The 21,435-nt window shown below is 62.4% G+C and carries 15 protein-coding genes; 13 read left to right on the forward strand and 2 right to left on the reverse strand.

What is annotated here, in order from left to right:
• Window positions 1-127 precede the first annotated feature (127 nt).
• From QRN41_RS06960 to pdxR, 3 genes are all read left to right on the forward strand, one after another.
• A complete protein-coding gene (locus QRN41_RS06960; RefSeq protein WP_034098205.1) occupies window positions 128-1,195 on the forward strand; it encodes a phosphotransferase family protein in 1,068 nt (355 codons plus the stop codon).
• A gap of 9 nt (window positions 1,196-1,204) precedes the next feature.
• Window positions 1,205-1,972: an SDR family oxidoreductase gene (locus QRN41_RS06965; RefSeq protein ID WP_285421388.1), complete on the forward strand. Its 768-nt coding sequence runs from the start codon at window positions 1,205-1,207 to the stop codon at window positions 1,970-1,972.
• A gap of 70 nt (window positions 1,973-2,042) precedes the next feature.
• On the forward strand, window positions 2,043-3,476 hold the full coding sequence (gene pdxR / locus QRN41_RS06970) for a MocR-like pyridoxine biosynthesis transcription factor PdxR (RefSeq protein ID WP_285421389.1): 1,434 nt from the start codon (window positions 2,043-2,045) through the stop codon (window positions 3,474-3,476).
• 115 nt (window positions 3,477-3,591) lie between these two features.
• On the opposite strand, the gene QRN41_RS06975 is transcribed toward pdxR, so the two are convergent.
• Window positions 3,592-4,221 carry a DNA-3-methyladenine glycosylase I gene (locus tag QRN41_RS06975; RefSeq protein ID WP_167418042.1) on the reverse strand — a complete coding sequence of 210 codons (630 nt, stop codon included), beginning with the start codon at window positions 4,219-4,221 and terminating at the stop codon, window positions 3,592-3,594.
• A gap of 218 nt (window positions 4,222-4,439) precedes the next feature.
• Between QRN41_RS06975 and QRN41_RS06980 the strand changes: the two genes are divergently transcribed.
• The 3 genes from QRN41_RS06980 (at window position 4,440) to QRN41_RS06990 (ending at window position 7,241) form a co-directional block, all read left to right on the forward strand.
• A complete protein-coding gene (locus QRN41_RS06980) occupies window positions 4,440-5,765 on the forward strand; it encodes a C4-dicarboxylate transporter DctA (protein ID WP_169867879.1) in 1,326 nt (441 codons plus the stop codon).
• 70 nt (window positions 5,766-5,835) lie between these two features.
• A complete protein-coding gene (locus QRN41_RS06985) occupies window positions 5,836-6,537 on the forward strand; it encodes a FadR/GntR family transcriptional regulator (RefSeq protein WP_034098214.1) in 702 nt (233 codons plus the stop codon).
• Window positions 6,538-6,554: 17 nt separating this feature from the next.
• On the forward strand, window positions 6,555-7,241 hold the full coding sequence (locus QRN41_RS06990) for a GntR family transcriptional regulator (protein ID WP_167418043.1): 687 nt from the start codon (window positions 6,555-6,557) through the stop codon (window positions 7,239-7,241).
• A 1,215-nt stretch (window positions 7,242-8,456) separates the two neighbouring features.
• Here QRN41_RS06990 and QRN41_RS06995 read toward each other — a convergent pair.
• The gene (locus tag QRN41_RS06995; protein WP_285421390.1) at window positions 8,457-13,325 is read right to left on the reverse strand and encodes an NAD-glutamate dehydrogenase; all 4,869 of its coding nucleotides are present in this window, start codon (window positions 13,323-13,325) and stop codon (window positions 8,457-8,459) included.
• 476 nt (window positions 13,326-13,801) lie between these two features.
• Between QRN41_RS06995 and QRN41_RS07000 the strand changes: the two genes are divergently transcribed.
• From QRN41_RS07000 to QRN41_RS07030, 7 genes are all read left to right on the forward strand, one after another.
• Window positions 13,802-14,155 (forward strand): hypothetical protein, encoded by a 354-nt coding sequence (locus QRN41_RS07000; protein ID WP_034138344.1) that lies wholly within the window; start codon window positions 13,802-13,804, stop codon window positions 14,153-14,155.
• A 276-nt stretch (window positions 14,156-14,431) separates the two neighbouring features.
• A complete protein-coding gene (locus tag QRN41_RS07005) occupies window positions 14,432-15,391 on the forward strand; it encodes an AAA family ATPase (protein ID WP_017479925.1) in 960 nt (319 codons plus the stop codon).
• Between the two features lie 5 nt (window positions 15,392-15,396).
• On the forward strand, window positions 15,397-16,329 hold the full coding sequence (locus tag QRN41_RS07010) for a DUF58 domain-containing protein (RefSeq protein ID WP_034098225.1): 933 nt from the start codon (window positions 15,397-15,399) through the stop codon (window positions 16,327-16,329).
• A complete protein-coding gene (locus tag QRN41_RS07015) occupies window positions 16,326-16,820 on the forward strand; it encodes a DUF4381 domain-containing protein (protein ID WP_034098227.1) in 495 nt (164 codons plus the stop codon). Before QRN41_RS07010 ends, QRN41_RS07015 begins: the two co-directional genes overlap by 4 nt.
• A complete protein-coding gene (locus QRN41_RS07020; RefSeq protein ID WP_285421391.1) occupies window positions 16,813-17,901 on the forward strand; it encodes a vWA domain-containing protein in 1,089 nt (362 codons plus the stop codon). Before QRN41_RS07015 ends, QRN41_RS07020 begins: the two co-directional genes overlap by 8 nt.
• Window positions 17,898-19,646, forward strand: coding sequence for a tetratricopeptide repeat protein (locus tag QRN41_RS07025; RefSeq protein ID WP_285421392.1), 1,749 nt, complete (start codon window positions 17,898-17,900; stop codon window positions 19,644-19,646). The genes QRN41_RS07020 and QRN41_RS07025 overlap by 4 nt, the downstream gene beginning before the upstream one ends.
• On the forward strand, window positions 19,643-21,280 hold the full coding sequence (locus tag QRN41_RS07030; protein ID WP_034138347.1) for a BatD family protein: 1,638 nt from the start codon (window positions 19,643-19,645) through the stop codon (window positions 21,278-21,280). Before QRN41_RS07025 ends, QRN41_RS07030 begins: the two co-directional genes overlap by 4 nt.
• The last annotated feature ends 155 nt before the right edge of the window (window positions 21,281-21,435 follow it).

Here is a 21,435-nt window from a genome sequence, read left to right on the forward strand (position 1 = left end):
GATCAGGCACGTTGATCATCCTGCAACACGCTAACCTATTAAACCGCCCCGACCTTGTGGCTGGGCGGTGGCGCGCATTAGATTAGCCAATAGTCCGAGGCCTTTAGAATAAGCAGAAGGGATAAGCATGGCGCTGAACGACCAATCCACCCAGATTCGCCCCGGCGAGGAACTTGATGCCGGCCTGATCGATCCCTACCTCAAGGCCCACATCCCGGGGTTGAGCGGCACGCCCACCATCAGCCAGTTTCCCGGTGGCGCCTCCAACCTGACTTACCTGCTGGAATACCCCGATCAGGAATTCGTACTGCGCCGCCCACCTTTTGGGCACAAAGCCAAGTCCGCCCACGACATGGGCCGCGAGTTCCGCATTCTCAACCAACTGAAGGATGGCTTCCCCTACTGTCCCAAGGCCTACGTGCATTGCACCGATGAGTCGGTGATCGGCGCCGAGTTTTATGTGATGGAGCGCGTCAACGGCATCATCCTGCGCTCCGACCTGCCCGCCGAGCTGGGCCTGGACGCAGCGAAGACTCAGGCACTGTGCAAAAGCTTTATCGACAAATTCGTGGAACTGCACCAAGTGGACTACACCGCTTGCGGCCTGGCCGACCTGGGCAAGCCCGAAGGCTACGTGGCGCGGCAGATTCGCGGCTGGAGCGACCGCTACGAAAAAGCCCTGACCCCCGATGCGCCAAAATGGGAGGCGGTACGCGCCTGGCTCAACGACAAGATGCCGGCCGATCACCCCACCTCAAGCATCGTGCATAACGACTACCGCTTCGACAACGTGATCCTCGACCCGCATAACCCGATGCAGATCATTGGCGTGCTGGATTGGGAACTGACCACCTTGGGCGATCCGCTGATGGACCTGGGCAACACCCTCGCCTACTGGATCGAAGCCGCCGACCCGGCGCCGGTGCAATTGATGCGCCGCCAGCCGAGCAACGCGCCGGGCATGCTCACTCGCCGAGAATTCGTTGACTACTACGCCGAACGCGCGGGCATCCGGATTGATAACTTCGATTTCTATTACACCTACGGCCTGTTCCGCCTGGCCGGCATCGTGCAGCAGATCTACTACCGTTTCTTCCATGGCCAGACCCAGGACAAACGCTTCGCGCAGTTCATCCAGATGAACGCATTGCTCGAGCAGATGAGCCTGAATGTCATCAGCAAATCAGCCCTTTAAGGAATCCCCATGTCCAAGACCCACCTGTTCGACCTCGACGGCAAGATCGCATTTGTCTCCGGCGCCAGCCGTGGCATCGGCGAGGCCATCGCCAAGTTGCTGGCCCAGCAAGGCGCCCATGTGATCGTGTCCAGCCGCAAGCTCGAAGGCTGCCAGCATGTGGCCAATGCGATCATCGCCGACGGCGGCAAGGCCACGGCGGTGGCCTGCCACATCGGTGAAATGGAGCAGATCAGCCAAGTATTCGCCGGTATTCGCGAGCAGTTCGGGCGCCTGGACATCCTGGTCAACAACGCCGCCACCAACCCGCAGTTCTGCAATGTGCTGGACACCGACCTCGGCGCGTTCCAAAAAACCGTGGACGTGAACATCCGTGGCTACTTCTTCATGTCGGTGGAAGCCGGCAAGCTGATGCGCGAAAACGGCGGCGGCAGCATCATCAACGTGGCCTCGATCAACGGCATCTCGCCCGGCATATTCCAGGGCATTTACTCGGTGACCAAGGCCGCGGTGATCAACATGACCAAGGTGTTCGCCAAGGAATGCGCCGAGTTCGGTATACGCTGCAACGCGCTGCTGCCGGGCCTGACCGACACCAAATTCGCCTCGGCGCTGGTCAAGAACGACTCGATCCTGAAAATGGCCCTGGCGCAGATCCCCCTCAAGCGCGTAGCCGACCCGAGCGAGATGGCGGGTGCAGTACTGTTCCTGGCCAGCGACGCCTCCAGCTACACCACCGGCGTGTCGCTGAATGTGGACGGTGGCTTCCTGTCCTGAGTGCCGGCGCAGCGGTACAGATCGATTTGCGAGTAATCTTGGCGCCGATCGATCTGTCTCAGGATGAAACATGGAACTCCACATCGTCATCAACGGGCGTAAGGACCTGGCGGCGCAGCTTTATCAGCAGTTGCGCGAAGCCATCGCCGCCGGGCGTCTCACGGCAGGTGCGCAACTGCCGCCCAGCCGCTTGCTGGCCGAGCAATTGGGCGTCTCGCGCAAGACGGTGTCCGATACCTACGCCACGTTGACCTATGAAGGCCTGCTGGTCGGCAGGATCGGCCGCGGGACCTTCGTCAACGCCTGGGCACCACAACCTGATCGCGTACAAACCGCGACAGACCTGGCCTGCTCCGCCAACCTGGCGAAGTGGCAAGCGCTGCCCTCGCCCATGCATCACCCCGCCAACGACAAGCGCCTGCGCTACGAATTTATCGGCGGCGCCACCAGCCGCCAGCAGTTCCCCCAGGATGAATGGCGGCGCTGCACCCAGCATGCCCTACGGCGTATCGCCGAGCACAGCGGCTTCTACAGTCAACCCGAAGGGCTGCCGGCGTTGCGCAGTGCCATCGCCGGGCATATCGCGTTTTCCCGAGGGGTCAAATGCCGCGACAGCGACATCGTGGTCACCAACGGCGCGCAACAGGCACTGGACCTGCTCGCCCGCGTGGTGTTGGAACCGGGCAGCATTGTCGCCATGGAAGACCCCGGCTACACCCCCGCGCGCCAACTGTTCACGGCACGGGGCGCCCATGTCGCCAGCGTGCCCGTGGACGCACAGGGTATTCAGGTCGACCAGATCCCCGACGGCACGCGCCTGATCTACGTCACCCCGTCCCATCAATTCCCCCTGGGCATGCCCATGAGCGCGGCGCGCCGCGAAGCCTTGCTGGCGCGTGCGTTCGACCTGGGTGCGATCATCATCGAAGACGACTACGACAGCGAATTCCGTTACGAGGGCCGCCCTACCGACTCCCTGCAAAGCCTGGACAGTCGCGGCGTAGTGGCTTACGTCGGCACCTTTTCCAAGACCCTGCTGCCCGAGTTGCGCCTGGGCTACGTGGTGCTGCCACCGGCGATCCACGGCGCGGTGCTCAAGGCCAAGCAGCTGACCGACCAGCACAGTTCCACGCTGCCGCAGTGGGCATTGGCCAAGTTCATCAGCGAGGGCTACCTGCTCAAGCACATCCGACGCTGCCACACGGTATACGCCGGACGCCGCGAACGTATCCTGGAGCGCCTGGCGGGCGATCTGTCGCCATGGTTCGAAACGGTGCCCACAGTGGCGGGGTTCCACCTGGCGGCGCTGTGCAAGGTGCCGGTCAATATTGCGCTGCTACGGGAGCTGGCGCGCCAGGTGGACGTCGGCCTATACCCACTGGAGGTGTTCTTCCATGACACGCCGGTGCGTGCAGGCTTGATTGTCGGGTTCGGCGCCATTGAACTGCTGGATATCGACCCGGCCCTGGACAGGGTGCGCGATATTCTGCTGAAGATTGCGTGACGTTCTATAACCCGGCCGCCGGGCGTGATTTTGGGTCAGTTAACGAGAGGTCGACTGACACAGCGTCATCGGGGGCAAGCCCCCTCCCGCAGTTTCAATCGCCCGATTCGGCAATTCAGGGGCGCTTGAACTGGCGCCGCAGCGCTTCAATCTGCGGGCGGCATGCGCATCCTTCGAGATGGTCATTGACCATCCCCATCGCCTGCATCAGCGCATACATCGTGGTTGGCCCTACAAACGTCCAACCACGCTTCTTCAGCGCCTTGGACAATCGCACCGAGGCCGGTGATGTCGGGTTACCCGTCCAGTAAGCCAGGTCCACCACGGCCGGGCGCTCTTGCGGGCCGGGTTCGAAGGCCCATAACCACTGCGCCAGAGAGCCGGTCTCGTCCACCAGTTCACAGGCACGCCGCGCATTGTTGATGGTGGAGACGATCTTCGCCCGATTACGCACGATGCCCGGGTTCTGCATCAGACGCAGGATGTCCGCCTCGCCGTACTGCGCCACGCGGCGAAAATCAAAGCCGTCGAACGCTGCACGAAACTGCTCGCGCTTGCGCAGGATGGTGATCCACGCCATCCCCGCCTGAAACCCTTCCAGGCAGATTTTCTCGTACAGCTGACTATCATCGGCCACCGGCACGCCCCACTCATGGTCGTGGTAATGCAGGTATTCCGGCGCGGCACCGCGCCAGGCGCAGTGTCGGTGCCCATGCTTATCGGTGCTCAAACCTGGTGTGTCCATTCGCCCCCCTTCTGTGCCGAGCGCCGGATGATAAGCGAAAAATTTCGCACGCCGCCAACCGCTCAAGCATCGCCCTTACCGACCCACTGGTCAGACCGGGACCTGCCAACCGCCGAATTATTACTTGTGATTTCAAAAAAACCCGGCGTAGACTGGCCCCGCACTGGACTTACCGGTATGACCACAACAATTAAGCCCTGGAACCACCAGGGCGCCGAATAGAGATCCCTCCCATGCTCAGATGGTGCTCGCGTTCGATTTTCCTGCAAGTCGTGATCGGCCTGATGTTAGGCGTTGTTTGCGGCCTGGCCCTTCCCGAATTCTCTTCGCAACTCAAACCCCTCGGCGACGGCTTTATCAAACTGATCAAGATGCTGATCGGCCTGATCGTGTTCTGCGTAGTGGTCAGCGGCATTTCCGGCGCCGGCGACCTGAAAAAAGTCGGGCGCATCGGCCTTAAGTCGGTGATCTATTTCGAAGTGCTGACCACCATCGCGTTAGTGATCGGCCTGGTTATGGCGTTCAGCACCGGCATCGGCACCGGCGCCAATATTCATCTGGAACAGCTCTCGTCCGCCGGCCTGAACGAACTGGCCGACAAGGGCCAGCACATCCGCGGCACCAGCCAATTCCTGATGGACCTGATCCCCAACTCAGTGATCGGTGCGTTTGCCGACAACAACGTGCTGCAAGTCCTACTGTTTTCAGTGCTGTTCGGCAGCGCGCTGAACTTGGTGGGCGAAGCGGCGTCGGGCATTTCGCGACTGATCAACGAATTGAGCCATGTGATTTTCCGCATCATGGGCATGATCGTGCGCCTGGCGCCCATTGGCGTGTTCGGCGCCATCGCCTTCACCACCAGCACCTACGGCCTGGATTCCCTGCAACACCTGGGCAGTCTGGTGGGCCTTTTCTACCTGACCTGCTTTGCCTTTGTCGGCGTGATCCTCGGCGTGGTGATGCGCCTCTCGGGCCTGCGCATGCTGCCGCTGCTCAAGTACCTGCGCGAAGAGCTGCTGATCGTAATGGGCACCGCCTCTTCCGACGCCGTGCTGCCTCAGATCATGCGCAAACTGGAGCACCTGGGCATTGGCAGTTCCACCGTGGGCCTGGTGATTCCGACCGGCTACTCGTTCAACCTCGACGGGTTCTCGATCTACCTGACCCTGGCCATCGTATTTATCGCCAACGCCACCGGCACACCGCTGTCGATGACCGACCTGCTGACCATCCTGCTGGTGTCGTTGATCACCTCCAAGGGCGCCCATGGCATCCCCGGTTCGGCGCTGGTGATTCTGGCGGCCACCCTCACCGCGATCCCAGCGATTCCGGTGGTGGGCCTGGTGCTGGTGCTAGCGGTGGACTGGTTTATGGGCATCGGCCGCGCATTGACTAACCTGATCGGCAACTGCGTCGCCACCGTGGCCATTGCCCGCTGGGAAAAAGACATCGACCTCCAGCGCGCCAATAAGGTATTGGACGGCCAGCAGGGTTATGCCTTCCAGGCCAAGAAACCGGTATTGCCGGCGCACCAGGAATTCTGAAGGCGACACTACCCAGGTGGGAGCGGCAAAACTGCTCCCACCGTATCTGCATCATCAAGGAGCCATCGACGTGATCAGCACCTCAACCGTCGTCAATTCAGTGGTAGAAAAACTACGCGCCGCCCTGGCGCGGGGTCAGTGGCGCCGCGGTGAAATGCTCCCCGGCCAGCGCGAACTGGCCGAACAGCTGGGCATCAGCCGCCCTAGTCTGCGTGAAGCGGTGATCGTACTGGAAACCCTCGGCCTGGTGCGTTCCATGCCCGGCAAAGGCGTGGTCGTGTTAGAGACCAGCGTCAGCGATCCGCAGTCCAGCGACGCCGTAGCCGACGCCAGCCTCGAAGATATTCTGCAACTGCGCTACACCCTCGAACCGTTTATCGTCGGCCTGGTGGCCCAGTCCATCAGCAGCAAGGAAGTCGGCCAGTTACGCCTGACCCTGATGGACATGCGCGAAGCCCTGGACGCCGGCGATGCCGAAGCGGGCCTGAACGCCTATGTCGATTTTCATGAAGAGCTGTTCGCGCTGACTTCCAACCCGATCTTCCAGAACGTGGTGCAGCAGACCCGCAACGCCCTCAAGCAAAGCGCCCAGGTGCTGCGTAACTCGCCTGAGCACCTGGCCGAACGCCTGCAGGAAAACGAAGCCGTGGTGCGCGCCATACGTAACAAGAACAGCGCCCTGGCCAGCGCCGAAATGCGTCGGCATATCCTCCAGGAAGGTCTGCGCATGGGCATCGCCCTGAACATCCCGGATGACCATCTCGGCAGCTGATTTTTTGGAGACCGGCCATGACCGCCCACGCCTTGCAACGCAACCCGAGCCTGCCTGCCCTGCGCCTGGTGGCCGGTAAAAAACCCTCGGTGGACGACATCTACCCGCGCCTGTTCGACGCCATCCTCGAACAACGCATCGCCCCGTCCAGCCGCTTTACCGAAGAAGGCCTGGGCGAAACCTTCGGCGTGAGCCGCAGCGTGATTCGCCGGGTGCTGGCCAAACTGTCCCATCAGCAGGTGATTATCTTGCGTCCCAATCAACGCGCCCAGGTCGCCGCGCCGGACAGCCTGCAAGCCCGACAAATCCTCGAAGCCCGGCGCATGACCGAAGTCACCGTGGTGCAATTGGCCTGCGCCCAGGCCACACCCGCGCAGATTCGCCCCTTGCGCGATCTGATCGCCCGCGAACGCGAGTGCATTGAGCGCGACCAGCGTGGGCCGGCGATTCGATTATCAGGGGAGTTTCATTTGCAGTTGGCCGCGATCGCCGGTAATGCGCCGTTGGCACAGTTCCTCAACAGCCTGGTGCCATTGACATCGTTGGTCATCGCCCAATTTGAAGCAAAAGCCTGCACGTATTGCGCGTGGCAGGAACATGTGGCGATTGTGGATGCGATTGAGCAGCGCGACTCAAACACTGCGGTGAGCCTGATGACCCAACACCTGGATCACCTGGAAAGCAAACTACTGAAACATCACTGACCTTCAGATAATGAAGATCCAAATATGGGAGAGGGCCTGCCCCCGATGGCAGTGTGTCAGCCAACCTGTACATGACTGATACACCACCATCGGGGGCAAGCCCCCTCCCACAATTTTGTACGCGCCAGGCTGGGTGCCAGGGTGCTCTCCATGCCTCTTGCTGGCCAGGCCCGCATACAAACCTGAAGCCAACTGAGGCCCAAATATGGGAGAGGGCTCGCCCCCGATGGCAGTGTGTCAGCCAACCTATACATGACTGATACACCACTATCGGGGGCAAGCCCCCTCCCACAATTTTGTACGCGCCAGGCTGGGTGCCAGGGTGCTTTCCATGCCTCTTGCTGGCCAGGCCCGCATACAAACCTGAAGCCAACTGAGACCCAAATATGGGAGAGGGCTTGCCCCCGATGGCAGTGTGTCAGCTAACCTATACATGACTGATACACCACTATCGGGGGCAAGCCCCCTCCCACAATTTTGTACGCGCCAGGCTGGGTGCCAGGGTGCTTTCTATGCCTCTTGCTGGCCAAGCCCGCATATAAACCTGAAGCCAACTGAGGCCCAAATATGGGAGAGGGCTTGCCCCCGATGACAGTGTGTCAGCCAACCTATACATGACTGATACACCACTATCGGGGGCAAGCCCCCTCCCACAATTTTGTACGCGCCAGGCTGGGTGCCAGGGTGCTTTCTATGCCTCTTGCTGGCCAAGCCCGCATACAAACCTGAAGCCAACTGAGACCCAAATATGGGAGAGGGCTCGCCCCCGATGGCAGTGTGTCAGCCAACCTATACATGACTGATGCACCACTATCGGGGGCAAGCCCCCTCCCACAATTTTGTACGCGCCAGGCTGGGTGCCAGGGTGCTTTCCATGCCTCTTGCTGGCCAAGCCCGCATACAAACCTGAAGCCAACTGAGAACCAAATGTGGGAGGGGGCTTGCCCCCGATGGCAGTGTGTCAGCCAACCTGTACATGACTGATGCACCACTATCGGGGGCAAGCCCCCTCCCACAATTTTGTACGCGCCAGGCTGGGTGCCAGGGTGCTTTCCATGCCTCTTGTTGGCCAAGCCCGCATACAAACCTGAAGCCAACTGAGAACCAAATGTGGGAGGGGGCTTGCCCCCGATGGCAGTGTGTCAGTCAACCTATAGATGACTGATAAACCACTATCGGTAGCAAGCCCCCTCCCCCAGGTGTTTCACCGGGACATCAAGCCGATTGCAGCACCGACTGACCGCTCATTGCCAGGTCCAGCAGTTCACGGTTGGCCACGGCGTACATGGCGTAGTCCGTGCCGACCGCGGCACGAATTTCCACCATCATCGCGCGCCAGCGATCGGCCATGTCCTGGTGCTGCTCAAGCCACAGGGCCACGCGGGCTTCCATGTCTTGTGGCGCATCGGCCATTTGCAGTACCGAAATGGTGATCGCGCGCTGCTGCCAGTCCACATCGTCGCGGAACGCTTCGCGGGCCTGAGCCTGCCAGTTGTTGGCCACGGGCAGATCGCTGATCTGCTGCAGGTACCACGGCAGGTCCAACGCGCTGCCTACAGCGAAGTAGGCCTTGGCCACTTCGGCAGCATCGTGCCCGGTGACGTCGGCGGCTTCGATGATCGGCAACAAGGTGTACAGGTGCGTGGTGCCTGCCACCATACGCGCCAACAACTCCGGCACGCCGGCTTCGGTGTACGCCTGGTAGCGGTTCTGCCAGCCTTCGCGAGTCGGGCCTTCCAGCAGTTCGTCGAGTTTAAGACCCAACGCAGCCAAGTGCGGACCGAAGTGTGCGGTGTCGCGACCAGCATCCTGCTCATTACGGCGGCTGCGCAGGAACCAACGCGTGGCGCGGCGGCCCAGGCGCATCAGCTCGTCCATCAGTTCCAGTTGCACGTCGGCGGAGACCTGATGATCCAGGGCTTCGATCTGACGGAACCAGTGCGGGAGATGGAAGATGTCACGCACGATCACATACGCACCGGCCACGTTCGCCGGGCTCATGCCGGTCGACTCTTTGAGCCGCTGCACAAAGGTGATGCCCATGTGGTTGACCAGATCGTTGGCGATCTGGGTGCTGACGATCTCGCGCTTGAGACGGTGACGACGCATGGCCTCGCCGAACTTGGCCACCAGGCTCGGTGGGAACGCGGTCTCCATGTCGCGGGTCAGGTAGTCGTCATCCGGCACCAGCGACTTGAGCAAAGCTTCCTTGAGGTCGATCTTGCTATAGGAGATCAGCACCGACAGTTCCGGACGGGTCAGGCCCTTGCCAGTGGAGGCACGCTCGGTGAGCTGCTCCTCGGTCGGCAGGTACTCAATGGCGCGGTCCAGTTTGCCACGGCCTTCCAGGTCGCTCATCAGGCGCTTGTACTCGGCGGCACGCTCGTAGGCTTTGCGCGCAGCCAGGGACAGGGCCTGGGTCTGCTTGTAGTTGTTGCCCAACACCAGGCTGCCGACTTCGTCGGTCATGCTCGCCAGCAACTGGTTGCGCTGCTTGTCGGTCATGTCGCCGGCCTGCACCACTTCGTTGAGCAGGATCTTGATGTTCACTTCGTGGTCGGAGCAGTCCACGCCACCGGCGTTGTCGATAAAGTCAGTGTTGGAACCGCCGCCATTGAGGCCGAATTCCACACGACCCAGCTGGGTCATGCCGAGGTTACCGCCCTCGCCCACTACCTTGCAGCGCAGTTCGTTGCCGTTGACCCGCAGCGCGTCGTTGGCCTTGTCGCCCACGTCGGCGTGGCTTTCGGTGCTGGCCTTGACATAGGTGCCGATACCGCCGTTCCACAACAAGTCCACCGGCGCCTTGAGCAAGGCGTTCAACAGTTCGGTCGGGGTCAGCTTGTCGGCCTGGATATCGAAGCGTTCTTTCATCTGTGGCGAGATCGCGATGCTCTTCGCGCTGCGCGAGAAGATACCGCCACCTTCGGACATGATGCTGGTGTCGTAGTCGGTCCAGGCCGAACGCGGCAGCTCGAACATGCGCTTACGCTCGACGAAGCTGGTGGCCGGGTTCGGGTTCGGATCGATAAAGATGTGCAGGTGGTTGAAAGCTGCGACCAGTTGCAGCTTGTCGGACATCAACAGGCCGTTACCGAATACGTCGCCGGCCATATCGCCGACGCCGACGACAGTGATGCTGTCTTCCTGCACGTTGATGCCGCGTTCACGGAAGTGACGCTGCACGCCGACCCACGCGCCCTTGGCGGTGATGCCCATTTTCTTGTGGTCATAACCGGCCGAACCACCGGAGGCGAACGCATCACCCAGCCAGAAGCCGTAGTCGATGGCGATGCCGTTGGCGATATCGGAGAAGGTCGCGGTGCCTTTGTCCGCCGCTACGACGAGGTAGGGGTCATCGTCGTCATGACGCACGACATTGGCCGGCGGCACCAGGGCGCCGTCTTTCAGGTTGTCGGTGATGTCCAACAGGCCGGAGATGAAGATGCGGTAGCAAGCAATGCCCTCGGCCGCGATTTCGTCGCGGCTGCCGCCCAGTGGCAAGCGACGCGGCAGGAAGCCGCCCTTGGCACCCACCGGCACGATCACCGAGTTCTTCACCTGCTGGGCTTTTACCAGGCCCAGCACTTCGGTACGGAAGTCTTCTTCACGGTCGGACCAGCGCAGACCGCCCCGCGCAACGTTGCCGAAGCGCAGATGCACGCCTTCGACCCGTGGCGAGTACACGAAGATCTCGAACTTCGGCACCGGCTTGGGCAGCTCGGGAATGGCGCGCGGGTCGAACTTGAAGCTGAAGTACGACTTGTTCTGGCCGTTGGCGTCGGTCTGATAGAAGTTGGTGCGCAAGGTGGCCTTGATCAGGTCCAGGTAGCGACGCAGGATGCGGTCTTCGTTGAGCACCTGAACGTCGTCCAGGGCGCTGAGGATCGCTTGTTCCAGACGCTGCTGCTTGTCTTCCAGGTCGTCGGCGGTGAGTTTGCGCGCCAGGTAGAAGCGGGTCTTGAACAACCGAGTCAACTCGCGGGCGATGTCGGTGTGGTTGTTCAAAGTGCTGGCGATGTAACCCAGGTCGAAGCCCAGGCGGATCTGCTTGAGGTAACGGGCGTAGGCACGCAGCAGCGCCACATCGCGCCATGGCAGGCCGGCGGTGAGCACCAGGCGGTTGAACGCATCGTTCTCGGCATCGCCATGCACGATGTGTACGAAGGCGTCCTGCAGGGTGTCGTTGAGCTGCTGGATATCCAGGTTCACGCCTTCGGCGGCGATAAACGCGAAGTCGTGGATCCAGAACTCGCGGCCATTGGCGTGGCGCAGGCGGTACGGGAACTCACCGAGTACGCGCAGGCCGAGGTTTTCCAGGATCGGCAGCACGTCGGACAGCGCCAGCGGCGTATCGGCGTGATACAGCTTGCAATGCAGCTCACGCTGGCCAGACACCTGGCCCAGCGGCTGGTAGAAGCTCATCACCAGCGGGTTGGCTTCGGTGAGGCTGAGCAGGTGCTGCATGTCGACCACCGCCGAATGCGCGGCGAAGCGCTCGCGGAAGCCGGCCGGGAAGCCTTTCGGGAAGTCCGCCAGCACGTTGGTGCCGTGGGCTTCGCCGAAGCTTTCCACCACCAGGCTGGCGTAGTCGTCCTGCCAGCTGCGGCAGGCCTGGATCACTTCTTTTTCCAGTTGCAGCGGGTCGATGTCCAGGCGGTTCTTCGGGTCGACCCGCAGAATCAGCTGCACGCGCGCCAGTACGGACTCGGAGAAGAAGGTCCAGAATTCGCAGTCGCTGGCCTTGAGGCGATCCATCAGCACTTGCTGGATCTTCTGGCGCACTTCAGTGGAATAGATGTCGCGCGGCACGTAGGCCAGGCAGTAGCAGAAACGACCGTACGGGTCTTTGCGCAGGAACACGCGGATCTTGTTGCGTTCCTGGATCTGCACGATGGACATCACGGTGCTGTACAGCTCGTCCACCGGGGTCTGGAACAGGTCGTCACGGGGCAGCACTTCAACGACTTGCGCCAGCTCCTTGCCCAGGTGCGCCTTGGCCTGGAAGCCCGAGCGACGCTCGATCTCCGCGACCTTGCGGCGGATATAAGGAATCACACGTACGCTTTCGCCATACACCGACGAGGTGTACAGGCCCATGAAGCGGCATTCCTTGATGACCTTGCCGTCGGCGTCGATCTCGCGGATCGACACGTAGTCCGGGTAGGCCGGACGATGCACGCGGCTTGGGTGTGCGGCCTTGGCGAACGACAATACGGTCGGCTCGCGCAGGTACGACACAGCGTAGTCTTCGATGCGCAAGTCTTCGGCGGTAAGGCCGGCGCGCAGCAGCTTGGTCAGACCGAGGAACGAGCTGGCGTCATATTCGATATGACCGCCGTCCGCCTCGTCACGTACCACAAATTCTTCGTAGCCCAGGAAGGTGAAGTGGTTACCTACCAGCCACTCCAGGAAGTTCTTGATCTCGGCTTTTTCTTCGCCATCGATGCTGAACTGACTGGCGTCGATACCGGCCAACAGGTCCTGGACCTTGGCTTTCATCGGCTCGAAATCGGCCACGGCCACGCGCACTTCGCCCAGCACCTGCTCCAGCTCTTTGCTCAGCACGCTCAGTTCGGCGGCATTGGCGCAGCGGTCGATCTCCAGGTACATCAGCGATTCTTGCTGGATACCTTCGCCCTGAGTGCCTTTGGCCAGGATTTCCTGCAGCTCGCCCTTGCTGCCGCGACGCACGCTGAGCACAGTGGTTTGCAGGGTGTGGATGCTGTAGCCACGACGGTTCAGCTCGGTGCGCACCGAGTCCACCAGGAACGGCAGATCGTGGTGCAGCACTTCGACCGCAGTGTGGGTCGACTGCCAGCCGTGACGTTCGTAATCGGGGTTGTAGACCCGCACTTGCGGTTGGGTGTGGTCAAAGCGCTCAAGCAGGCGCCAGGCAGACAGGGTGCAACCGGCCAGGTCGGAAAGGCGACGCTGGGTCAGTTCGTCCAGGGAAATGATGCCGAAGAATTGTTCAGCGAACAGCGCCACTTGTGGCAGTGCCTGTTCACTGATGTGCTGCGCCAGTGCCGCTTGCAGTTGGTGCTGGAAGTCGGCCTTGCTGGCTGCGGTGAAGAACGCCATCTGTGGTACTCCGCTTGGGCTTGTTATTGATGGAAGCGTCGCGTGTTATCCCCTGGTGGGGAGACCGTCGGCTCTGTTCGTGGGTAACCATAAACGAAACAGGGCGACAGGTGGGTGAAGCTGGACAAGACAGTCAGGTCACATACAACTTCCATAAGATGCGCACCTGCCGGGTGACGGTACGACGGGCAGGTCAGGCGCCTGGAACGTGCGCATCCGTTGCGCAGCTTAACGAGTGTAGAAGGACTGCTCTTGCAGCGCTGCGACATATTCGGTCATCGGTAAGCAGGGCCAGGGTTGCGACGAGTGCAACCGAGGTTGAACGGTAAAAATTCAGTGCATTTAAACAATAAAAGCATCAGAAATGACTGATAGACGCCGCACGGTCATCCGCCCAGGCCGACGCAGCATGCAGCACAAACGTTCGTGCAATGGCACAATTGCCAACGCCGTGCCCTCCCCAAACAGGATTTCCCATGCTGCAACTGAAAACCGACGCCCTTATGGCCACCCCATGCGACGAAGAAGAAGACAACATGGCCATGCTGTGCTGCCACGGCAAAAACGGCGAGATGTTCATGCTCAGCCGTTATCCGGACGAAGACGAGGTGGAGCTCACCTGGGATTACGAGCCGTCGACCCTGGATGGACTGAAGGTCACCCTGAGTGATACGACGTTGCGCATCGAGCTGGCTGCCGGCGATGCCGATGCACTGGGGGGCAAGGATCATTTGGAGATCACCCACGCCACTGCCGCCTCCGACCTGGCCGAGGTGGAGCAAACTTTGCAGAACATCCTCAAAGGCACCGGCACCTACACCCGGGCTTAAGGGTGGGAGGGGGCTTGCCCCCGAGAGCGATGCGTCAGTGACAGCGGGCTAACTGACCCCCTGCTATCGGGGGGCCAGTCGAATCGTCGCACCGCCCCTCCCCCATTAAGAGTGTTCACAACAGCAAGCGCACCTTCGCACAAAATTCCTACAAGTTTTGCCAAAAATACCCGTTACGCCGTTAGTCGCCACGCCCCTCGATGCATTAAAGTAGTGCCCCCCAGCCCGGTGTTTGTTTCTTAGCACGCGGGCTCATCTTTCCAGGAACCGTCATCGATGGAACATCGTGAAGCGCTGCTCGCGCTGCGAACCTTTCTTTCTACGCAGATTCTCGGCCAGGAAAAGCTCATCGAGCGCCTGCTCATCGCCCTGCTCGCCGACGGTCATATGCTGGTAGAAGGCGCGCCGGGCCTGGCCAAGACCAAGGCCATCAAAGAGTTGGCCGAGGGCATCGAAGCGCAGTTCCATCGTATCCAGTTCACCCCCGACCTGTTGCCCGCCGACATCACCGGCACCGAAATCTATCGCCCGGAAACCGGCAGCTTCGTGTTCCAGCAAGGGCCGATCTTCCACAACTTGGTGCTGGCGGACGAGATCAACCGCGCGCCGGCCAAGGTGCAATCCGCGCTGCTTGAAGCCATGGCCGAGCGCCAGGTCAGCGTAGGCCGAAGCACCTACGACCTGTCGCCGTTGTTCCTGGTGATGGCCACGCAGAACCCCATCGAGCAGGAAGGCACCTATCCACTGCCCGAAGCCCAACTCGACCGCTTCCTGATGCACGTCAAAATCGGCTTTCCCGACGCCGCCGTGGAACGGCGCATCCTCCAACAGGCCCGTGGCGAAGCGCTCAACGGCGAAACCAAGCCCGAGCGGCGCGTCAGCCAGCAGGCGATCTTTGCCGCGCGCAAGGAAATCCTCGGCCTGTACATGGCCGACGCGGTGGAGGAATACCTGGTGCAGTTGGTCATGGCCACGCGCACCCCGGCCAAGTTCGACCCGGAAATGGCCGAGTGGATCGCCTATGGCGCCAGCCCGCGCGGCTCTATCGCCCTGGATCGCTGCGCACGCGCCCATGCCTGGCTGGCCGGGCGCGACTTTGTCAGCCCCGAAGACATCCAGGCGGTGCTGTTCGACGTGCTGCGCCACCGCATCATCCTGTCGTTCGAGGCCGAAGCCGCCGGGATCGATCAGGACCGCGTGGTGCAACGCATTCTCGACGTCGTTGCCGTCGCTTGAAATCGATGAATGCCAGCGATGGAATCCGCGTCACGCTCAGCGAGCTGATTGAGATGCGCCACCGCGTGCGCGAGGTGCAGCTGTTTTCCACGCCCAGCCAACGCAGCCCGCTGATCGGCCTGCACCATTCCAAGCTGCGCGGACGCGGCGTGGACTTCGACCAGGTGCGCGTGTACCAGGCCGGCGACGACGTGCGTACCATCGACTGGCGCGTCACGGCGCGCACCCAGGAACCCCACACCAAGCTGTTCCACGAAGAGCGCGAACGCCCGATTTTCATCATGGTGGAGCAAAGCTGCCGGCTGTTTTTCGGCTCCGGCCAGATGTTCAAGTCGGTCCTCGCCGCCCAGGCCGCCAGCCTGATCGGTTGGGCGGCGCTGGGGCATAACGACCGGGTCGGCGGGCTGGTGTTCGGCGACAACGAGCACTACGAAATCAAGCCGCGCCGCAGCAAGCAAAGCCTGCTGCAATTGCTCAACCGCCTGGTGCGGGTCAACCAGAGCTTGAACACCGACACCCGGCCCGAGGCCGACGCCCTGGGCATGGCCCTGCGCCGTGGCCGCGAAGTCCTGCGCCCGGGCAGCCTGGTGATCGTGATCTGTGACGAACGCGCGCTGAGCGAAGGCGCCGAGCAGCAATTGAGCCTGCTGTCGCGCCATTGCGACCTGCTGCTTTTGCCGATCTCCGATCCCCTCGACCATGCGCTGCCTGCCGCCGGGCTGCTGCGCTTCGCCGAGCGGGGCGCGCAACTGGAACTGGACACCCTCAATTACGACCTGCGCCAAGCCTACAAGGCCCAGGCCGAAGCCCGCAGTGCGCGCTGGGAATTGCTCGCGCAGAAACTGCGGGTACTGCTGATGCCGTTGAGCACCCAGAGCGAAATGGTCGAGCAGTTGCGCGAATACCTCAACCCACAACGCCCGGTTAAAAAGCAATGAGCAGCCTTGAGCAACTGCAACCGCTGATCGCCCCGCCGGCCATAGGTTTTTGGCCGCCCGCACCGGGTTGGTGGCTGCTGTTGTTGCTGATCCCGCTGCTTGGCTGGGGCGCGTGGTCGCTGCGCCGCTTTCTGCCAACGCGCCGCCCGGTGGTGCGTGCCGAACAACCGCTGGACCCTTTACGCATCGCCGCCCTCGCCGAATTAGCGCTGATGCCCAAACCCTACGACGGCGCGCCCGCCGGGGCTTGGCTGCAACAACTTAATGGGCTGCTCAAGCGCCTGTGCCGCAACGACTACCCCTACAGCCAGAGCCACACCCTCAACGGCCGCAAATGGCTGGCGTTTCTCGACAACCGCTGCCCCGCCGCCGGCCTGACGCGCTGGATGGTCTTGGTGGAAGGCGCCTACAAACCCGAATGCAAACTCGACGACAAGGCCATCGCCGGTCTGACCCAAGCCGTCGACACCTGGATTCGCAAACATGTTTGAGTTCGCCTGGCCGTGGATCTTCCTCCTGCTGCCGCTGCCGTGGCTGATGCGCCAAGTCTTGCCCGCCGCCGACAGCGGCGAACCGGCGCTGAAAGTCAGCTACCTCAGCGACCTCGAAAGCCTGGCCCGGCGGCGCGCGCGCTCCAACCTGCCGGGCTGGCGTCAACAGGCACCGTTCGTAGTGTTGTGGCTGTTGCTGTTGACCGCCGCCGCGCGCCCCGAATGGCTCGGCGAACCGCTGCCGATCGCCGCCAGTGGGCGCGACCTGTTGGTGGCGGTGGATGTGTCGGGCTCCATGGATTTCCCCGATATGCACTGGCAGGACGAAGACATCAGCCGCCTGAACCTCGTCCAGCACCTGCTCGGCGACTTTCTGGAGAGCCGCGAAGGCGACCGCGTGGGCCTGATCCTGTTCGGCAGCCAGGCGTATTTACAGGCGCCGCTGACCTTCGACCGCCGCACCGTGCGCACCTGGCTGGATGAAGCGCGCATCGGTATTGCCGGCAAGAACACCGCCATCGGCGATGCCATCGGCCTGGCCTTGAAACGTCTGCGCCAGCGCCCGGCCCAGAGTCGCGTGTTGATCCTGGTCACCGACGGCGCCAACAACGCCGGGCAGATCGACCCGCTGACGGCGGCGCGGCTGGCTGCCGAAGAAGGCGTGAAGATCTACCCCATCGGCATCGGCGCCGACCCCGAACAAACCGGGTCACTGGGCATCCTTGGGGTCAACCCGAGCCTGGACCTCGACGAACCGGCGCTCAAAGCGATTGCCGAGGCCACTGGCGGTCAGTACTTCCGGGCCCGCGATGGCGCAGAGTTGCTAGCCATCAAAAAGACCCTGGACACCCTCGAACCGGTCGAGCAGCAACCGACCCAGGCCCGCCCGGCACTGGCGCTGTACAGCGCGCCGTTGGCACTGGCGCTGATTTTGAGCCTGTTGCTGGTGATCCAGGAGCGCTGGCCGGATAACGCGTTGCAACGCGGGTTCGACAAGTTGGCGAGCAAGGGCATGTTCCTGCAACCCAAGCCGCAGTGGCGCCAACGCCTTAAACGCCTGCGTTTGCGGAGGCGTCGATGATCGACCTATGGCCGCACTGGTTCCGCCCCTGGTGGCTATTGCTGCTGCCGCTGCTCGGCTGGTTGCTGTGGCAACTGTGGCATCGGCAAAAACGCGCCGGGCGCTGGCAGATGATCCTGCCGCCGGCCTTCCACGGGGTGCTGCTCAGCGGCGGCAACGGGCGCGAAAGCAAATCGCCGTGGATGGTGCTCGGTATCGCCTGGCTGCTGGCGCTGATGGCCTTGCTCGGTCCCAGTTGGCAACGGGTGGAGCAGTCCAGCCAGAAACCGTCCGACCCCTTGGTGGTGCTGCTGGAATTGACCCCGGAAATGCTCGCCACCGACAGCCCGCCGAACCGCCTGGAACAGGCGCGCCGCAAGTTGTATGACTTGTTGCAGGCCCGCAGCGACGCGCAGACCGCCATCGTGGTTTACGCCGGCAGTGCCCACACCCTGGTGCCGCTGTCGGACGACCTGGCTACCAGCGGCAACCTGCTGGAAGCCTTGCGCCCCTCGATCATGCCCGAGCCCGGCCATCGTGCGGACCTGGCCGTGGAAAAAGCCCTGGGCTTGCTGAACCAGGCCGGCCTGGGCCAAGGACGGCTGTTGCTGATCGGCTCGTCGCTGTCCAAGCCGGAACGCCAAGGCATCCGTCTGCTGCTGCAAAGTGCCCAGGCGCCGAGCCTGTCGATCCTCGGCATCGGCAGCCGCGAGGGCACCCCGGTGACCCAGGAGAATGGCGAGTTCCTCAAGGACGAACAAGGCGCGATCCTGGTGCCGCGCCTGGACAGCCCGACCCTCAAGGCGTTTGCCAGTGAAATGGGCGGCCGTTACCGCGCCGCGCGGCTGGATGATAAAGACCTGCGCCAACTCGGCATGCTGGATGCGCCGCAGACCTTGCGCGACGACGGGCAACGCCTGCGCCTGGATACCTGGGCCGACCAGGGTTACTGGCTGCTGCTGCCATTGCTGCTGCTGGCGGCCTGCGCCGGTCGCCGCGGCTGGCTGTTCTGCCTGCCTTTATTACTGCTGAGCGCACCGCAACCCAGTTACGCGTTTGAGTTGACGGATCTGTGGCTGCGCCCGGACCAGCAAGGCCAATACCTGCTCAAGAAACAACGCCCGGCCCAAGCCGCCGAGCGTTTCGAAGACCCGCAGTGGCAGGGCGTGGCGCTTTACCAAGCCGGCAACTACGCCGAGGCGGCCAAGCGCTTTGCCCGAAGCAATGACGCCTACGCTCACTACAATCGTGGCAATGCCCTGGCCAAGGCCGGCGAGCTGGAGGCGGCGGTGGACGCCTATGATCAGGCGCTGGAAGCCCAACCCGATCTGCATCCAGCGTTGAAAAACAAAGCCCTGGTGGAGGCCTTGATACAGGAACAGGCCCAGGCGCAGGCCGAGCAAAAGCCCGAGTCACCGGCGGAAAATCCGGATGACGAACCCCATCAACCGGGCCAGACTGCGCAACCGGGCGCCGACGGGCAGACCGGCACCGGCGGCGAAGCATCCCCCCAGGGCCAGGGCGAGGCCGGCAACGGCGATCCCCAGGCCGGCGCCAAACCGCCTAGCGGCGACAATGAAGTCCCGGGCAGCGAGTTGGGCGACGAACAAACCACGACGCCACCGCTGCGCCGCACCGATGCCAGTTTGGATGAACAGCGCCAGGCCCTGGAACAATGGCTGCGGCAGATCCCGGATAACCCCGGCGAACTGCTGCGGCGTAAATTCTGGTATGAACAGCAACAACATCAGGACAAGACTCGATGAGCCGCCCCACCCTTCTGCTTCTGCTCGCGTTGTCGGCCAGCACCGCCCAGGCGGCGAACCTGGTCGCCAGCGTTGACCGCAGCCGCCTCAATTCCGGGGAAACGGTGGAACTGACGGTGGAATCCAGCGATGTCACACAGTTCGGCAAGCCCGACCTGTCACCCCTGGATGCGCAGTTTGAAGTCAGCGGCACGCGGCAGATCAACCAGCTCACCACCCTGGGCGGTGACAACCACGCCACCACGCGCTGGATCATCACTTTGCTGCCCAAGGAAAACGGCACCGTGGTGATCCCACCGCTTCAAGTGGGCGCGCTACAGACCCAGCCGATTACCCTGCAAGTGATCGAAACCGCCAGCCAGAACACCAGCGCGGAACTGGCGCCGGTATTCGTCGAAGCCAACCTCGACCAGTCCAGTGTGTACGTTCAGGCCCAGGCGCTGTTGACCGTGCGCGTGTACCACTCGGTTTCGCTGTATGACGACAGCAGCCTTACACCGTTGCAGATCGCCGATGCCCGCGTGGAGCAACTGGGAGAATCGCGTACCTATGAAAAAGTCATCAACAGCATTCGTCATGGCGTGATCGAAACCCGCTATGCGATCTACCCGCAGCACAGCGGCAGCCTGGAGGTCGGGGCGCAGACTTTCAGCGCCACTCTGGTTGAATCACGCCCGCCCCAGGAAAATACGCTGCAAGGCACCAAGCCGGGCAAGCTGATCCACGTCAGCTCCGCGCCTCTGCAATTGACCGTCAAGCCCAAACCGGCGCTCTACCCGGCCGATGCCCCGTGGCTGCCGGCCCGTAGCCTGACCCTGAGCGAAAGTTGGAACCCCGAGCCGCAACAGGTGCAGGTCGGCGACTCCCTGACCCGCAGCCTCACGGTCAAGGCCGAGGGCCTCTCCAGCGCACAACTGCCGGCCCTGCCCAGCACAGAAATCAGCGGCCTGCGTCGCTATCCGGATCAACCGGTGCTCGGCAACCAGACCAGCGACCGCGGCCTGATCGGCAGTCGCGAAGACCGCGAAGCCCTGGTGCCCAGCCGCGCCGGCGCACTGGAGCTGCCCGCCGTCGATGTGGTGTGGTGGAACACCCATGAGGACCACCTGGAGCGCACCAGCCTGCCGGCGCGCACCCTGCAGGTGGCCAATAACCCGAGCCTGATGGTGGACACCCCCGCCACCCCCACCATCATCACTGCTCCGGACGATAGCCGCCTGTGGCTGTGGCAACTGAGCACTTTGCTGCTGGCCTGCACCACCTTGCTGGGCTTCGGCCTGTGGTGGCGCGCCCGCCGACAACCAGCGGTGCAACGCGCGGCGCAAACCGGTCCCAGCCCGCGCACGTTGCTCGATGACCTCAAGCGCGCCACCCAGGCCAACGACCCGCAGGCGACCCGCCAGGCGCTGGATGCCTGGGCGCGGCAACAACCGGAAACCCTGGCCGACATGGCCGCGCGCTTCGTACCGCTGTCGGATGCGTTGGATGGCTTGAACGGTGCGCTCTACAGCGAAAGCGGCCAGTACTGGCTGGGCGAAGACTTGTGGCGCGCGATCAAGGCCATCCCCATGGCTGAACGTGAAGCGGACCCAACGACGGACACCACCAGTTTGCCGCCGTTGTATCCCAAATAGCCCCCTTCTATTTGGCCTGTGATGCCTGATCAACAGTGTCTGCACCTTGGCGGACCGGGCGTTAGTTAGACTGCCATTGTTGACGCGCCCTCGGTGACCTTTCGTCGCCACTGTCAATTCTGACAGTTACCCACCCCACCCGGATGGGGGTTTGA

It is taken from the genome of Pseudomonas sp. efr-133-TYG-23, assembly GCF_030209215.1.
GTDB classification, from domain to species: Bacteria; Pseudomonadota; Gammaproteobacteria; order Pseudomonadales; family Pseudomonadaceae; genus Aquipseudomonas; species Aquipseudomonas rhodesiae.

What these genes read in the sequence shown, in the direction of transcription:
- QRN41_RS07005 (WP_017479925.1), top strand. Translation starts at nt 14,432, where the DNA reads ATGGAACATCGTGAAGCGCTGCTCGCGCTGCGAACCTTTCTTTCTACG.
- QRN41_RS07000 (WP_034138344.1), top strand. Translation starts at nt 13,802, where the DNA reads ATGCTGCAACTGAAAACCGACGCCCTTATGGCCACCCCATGCGACGAA.
- pdxR (WP_285421389.1), top strand. Translation starts at nt 2,043, where the DNA reads ATGGAACTCCACATCGTCATCAACGGGCGTAAGGACCTGGCGGCGCAG.
- QRN41_RS06995 (WP_285421390.1), bottom strand. Translation starts at nt 13,325, where the DNA reads ATGGCGTTCTTCACCGCAGCCAGCAAGGCCGACTTCCAGCACCAACTG.
- QRN41_RS07015 (WP_034098227.1), top strand. Translation starts at nt 16,326, where the DNA reads ATGAGCAGCCTTGAGCAACTGCAACCGCTGATCGCCCCGCCGGCCATA.
- QRN41_RS07010 (WP_034098225.1), top strand. Translation starts at nt 15,397, where the DNA reads ATGAATGCCAGCGATGGAATCCGCGTCACGCTCAGCGAGCTGATTGAG.
- QRN41_RS06990 (WP_167418043.1), top strand. Translation starts at nt 6,555, where the DNA reads ATGACCGCCCACGCCTTGCAACGCAACCCGAGCCTGCCTGCCCTGCGC.
- QRN41_RS07020 (WP_285421391.1), top strand. Translation starts at nt 16,813, where the DNA reads ATGTTTGAGTTCGCCTGGCCGTGGATCTTCCTCCTGCTGCCGCTGCCG.
- QRN41_RS06960 (WP_034098205.1), top strand. Translation starts at nt 128, where the DNA reads ATGGCGCTGAACGACCAATCCACCCAGATTCGCCCCGGCGAGGAACTT.
- QRN41_RS06965 (WP_285421388.1), top strand. Translation starts at nt 1,205, where the DNA reads ATGTCCAAGACCCACCTGTTCGACCTCGACGGCAAGATCGCATTTGTC.
- QRN41_RS07025 (WP_285421392.1), top strand. Translation starts at nt 17,898, where the DNA reads ATGATCGACCTATGGCCGCACTGGTTCCGCCCCTGGTGGCTATTGCTG.
- QRN41_RS06975 (WP_167418042.1), bottom strand. Translation starts at nt 4,221, where the DNA reads ATGGACACACCAGGTTTGAGCACCGATAAGCATGGGCACCGACACTGC.
- QRN41_RS07030 (WP_034138347.1), top strand. Translation starts at nt 19,643, where the DNA reads ATGAGCCGCCCCACCCTTCTGCTTCTGCTCGCGTTGTCGGCCAGCACC.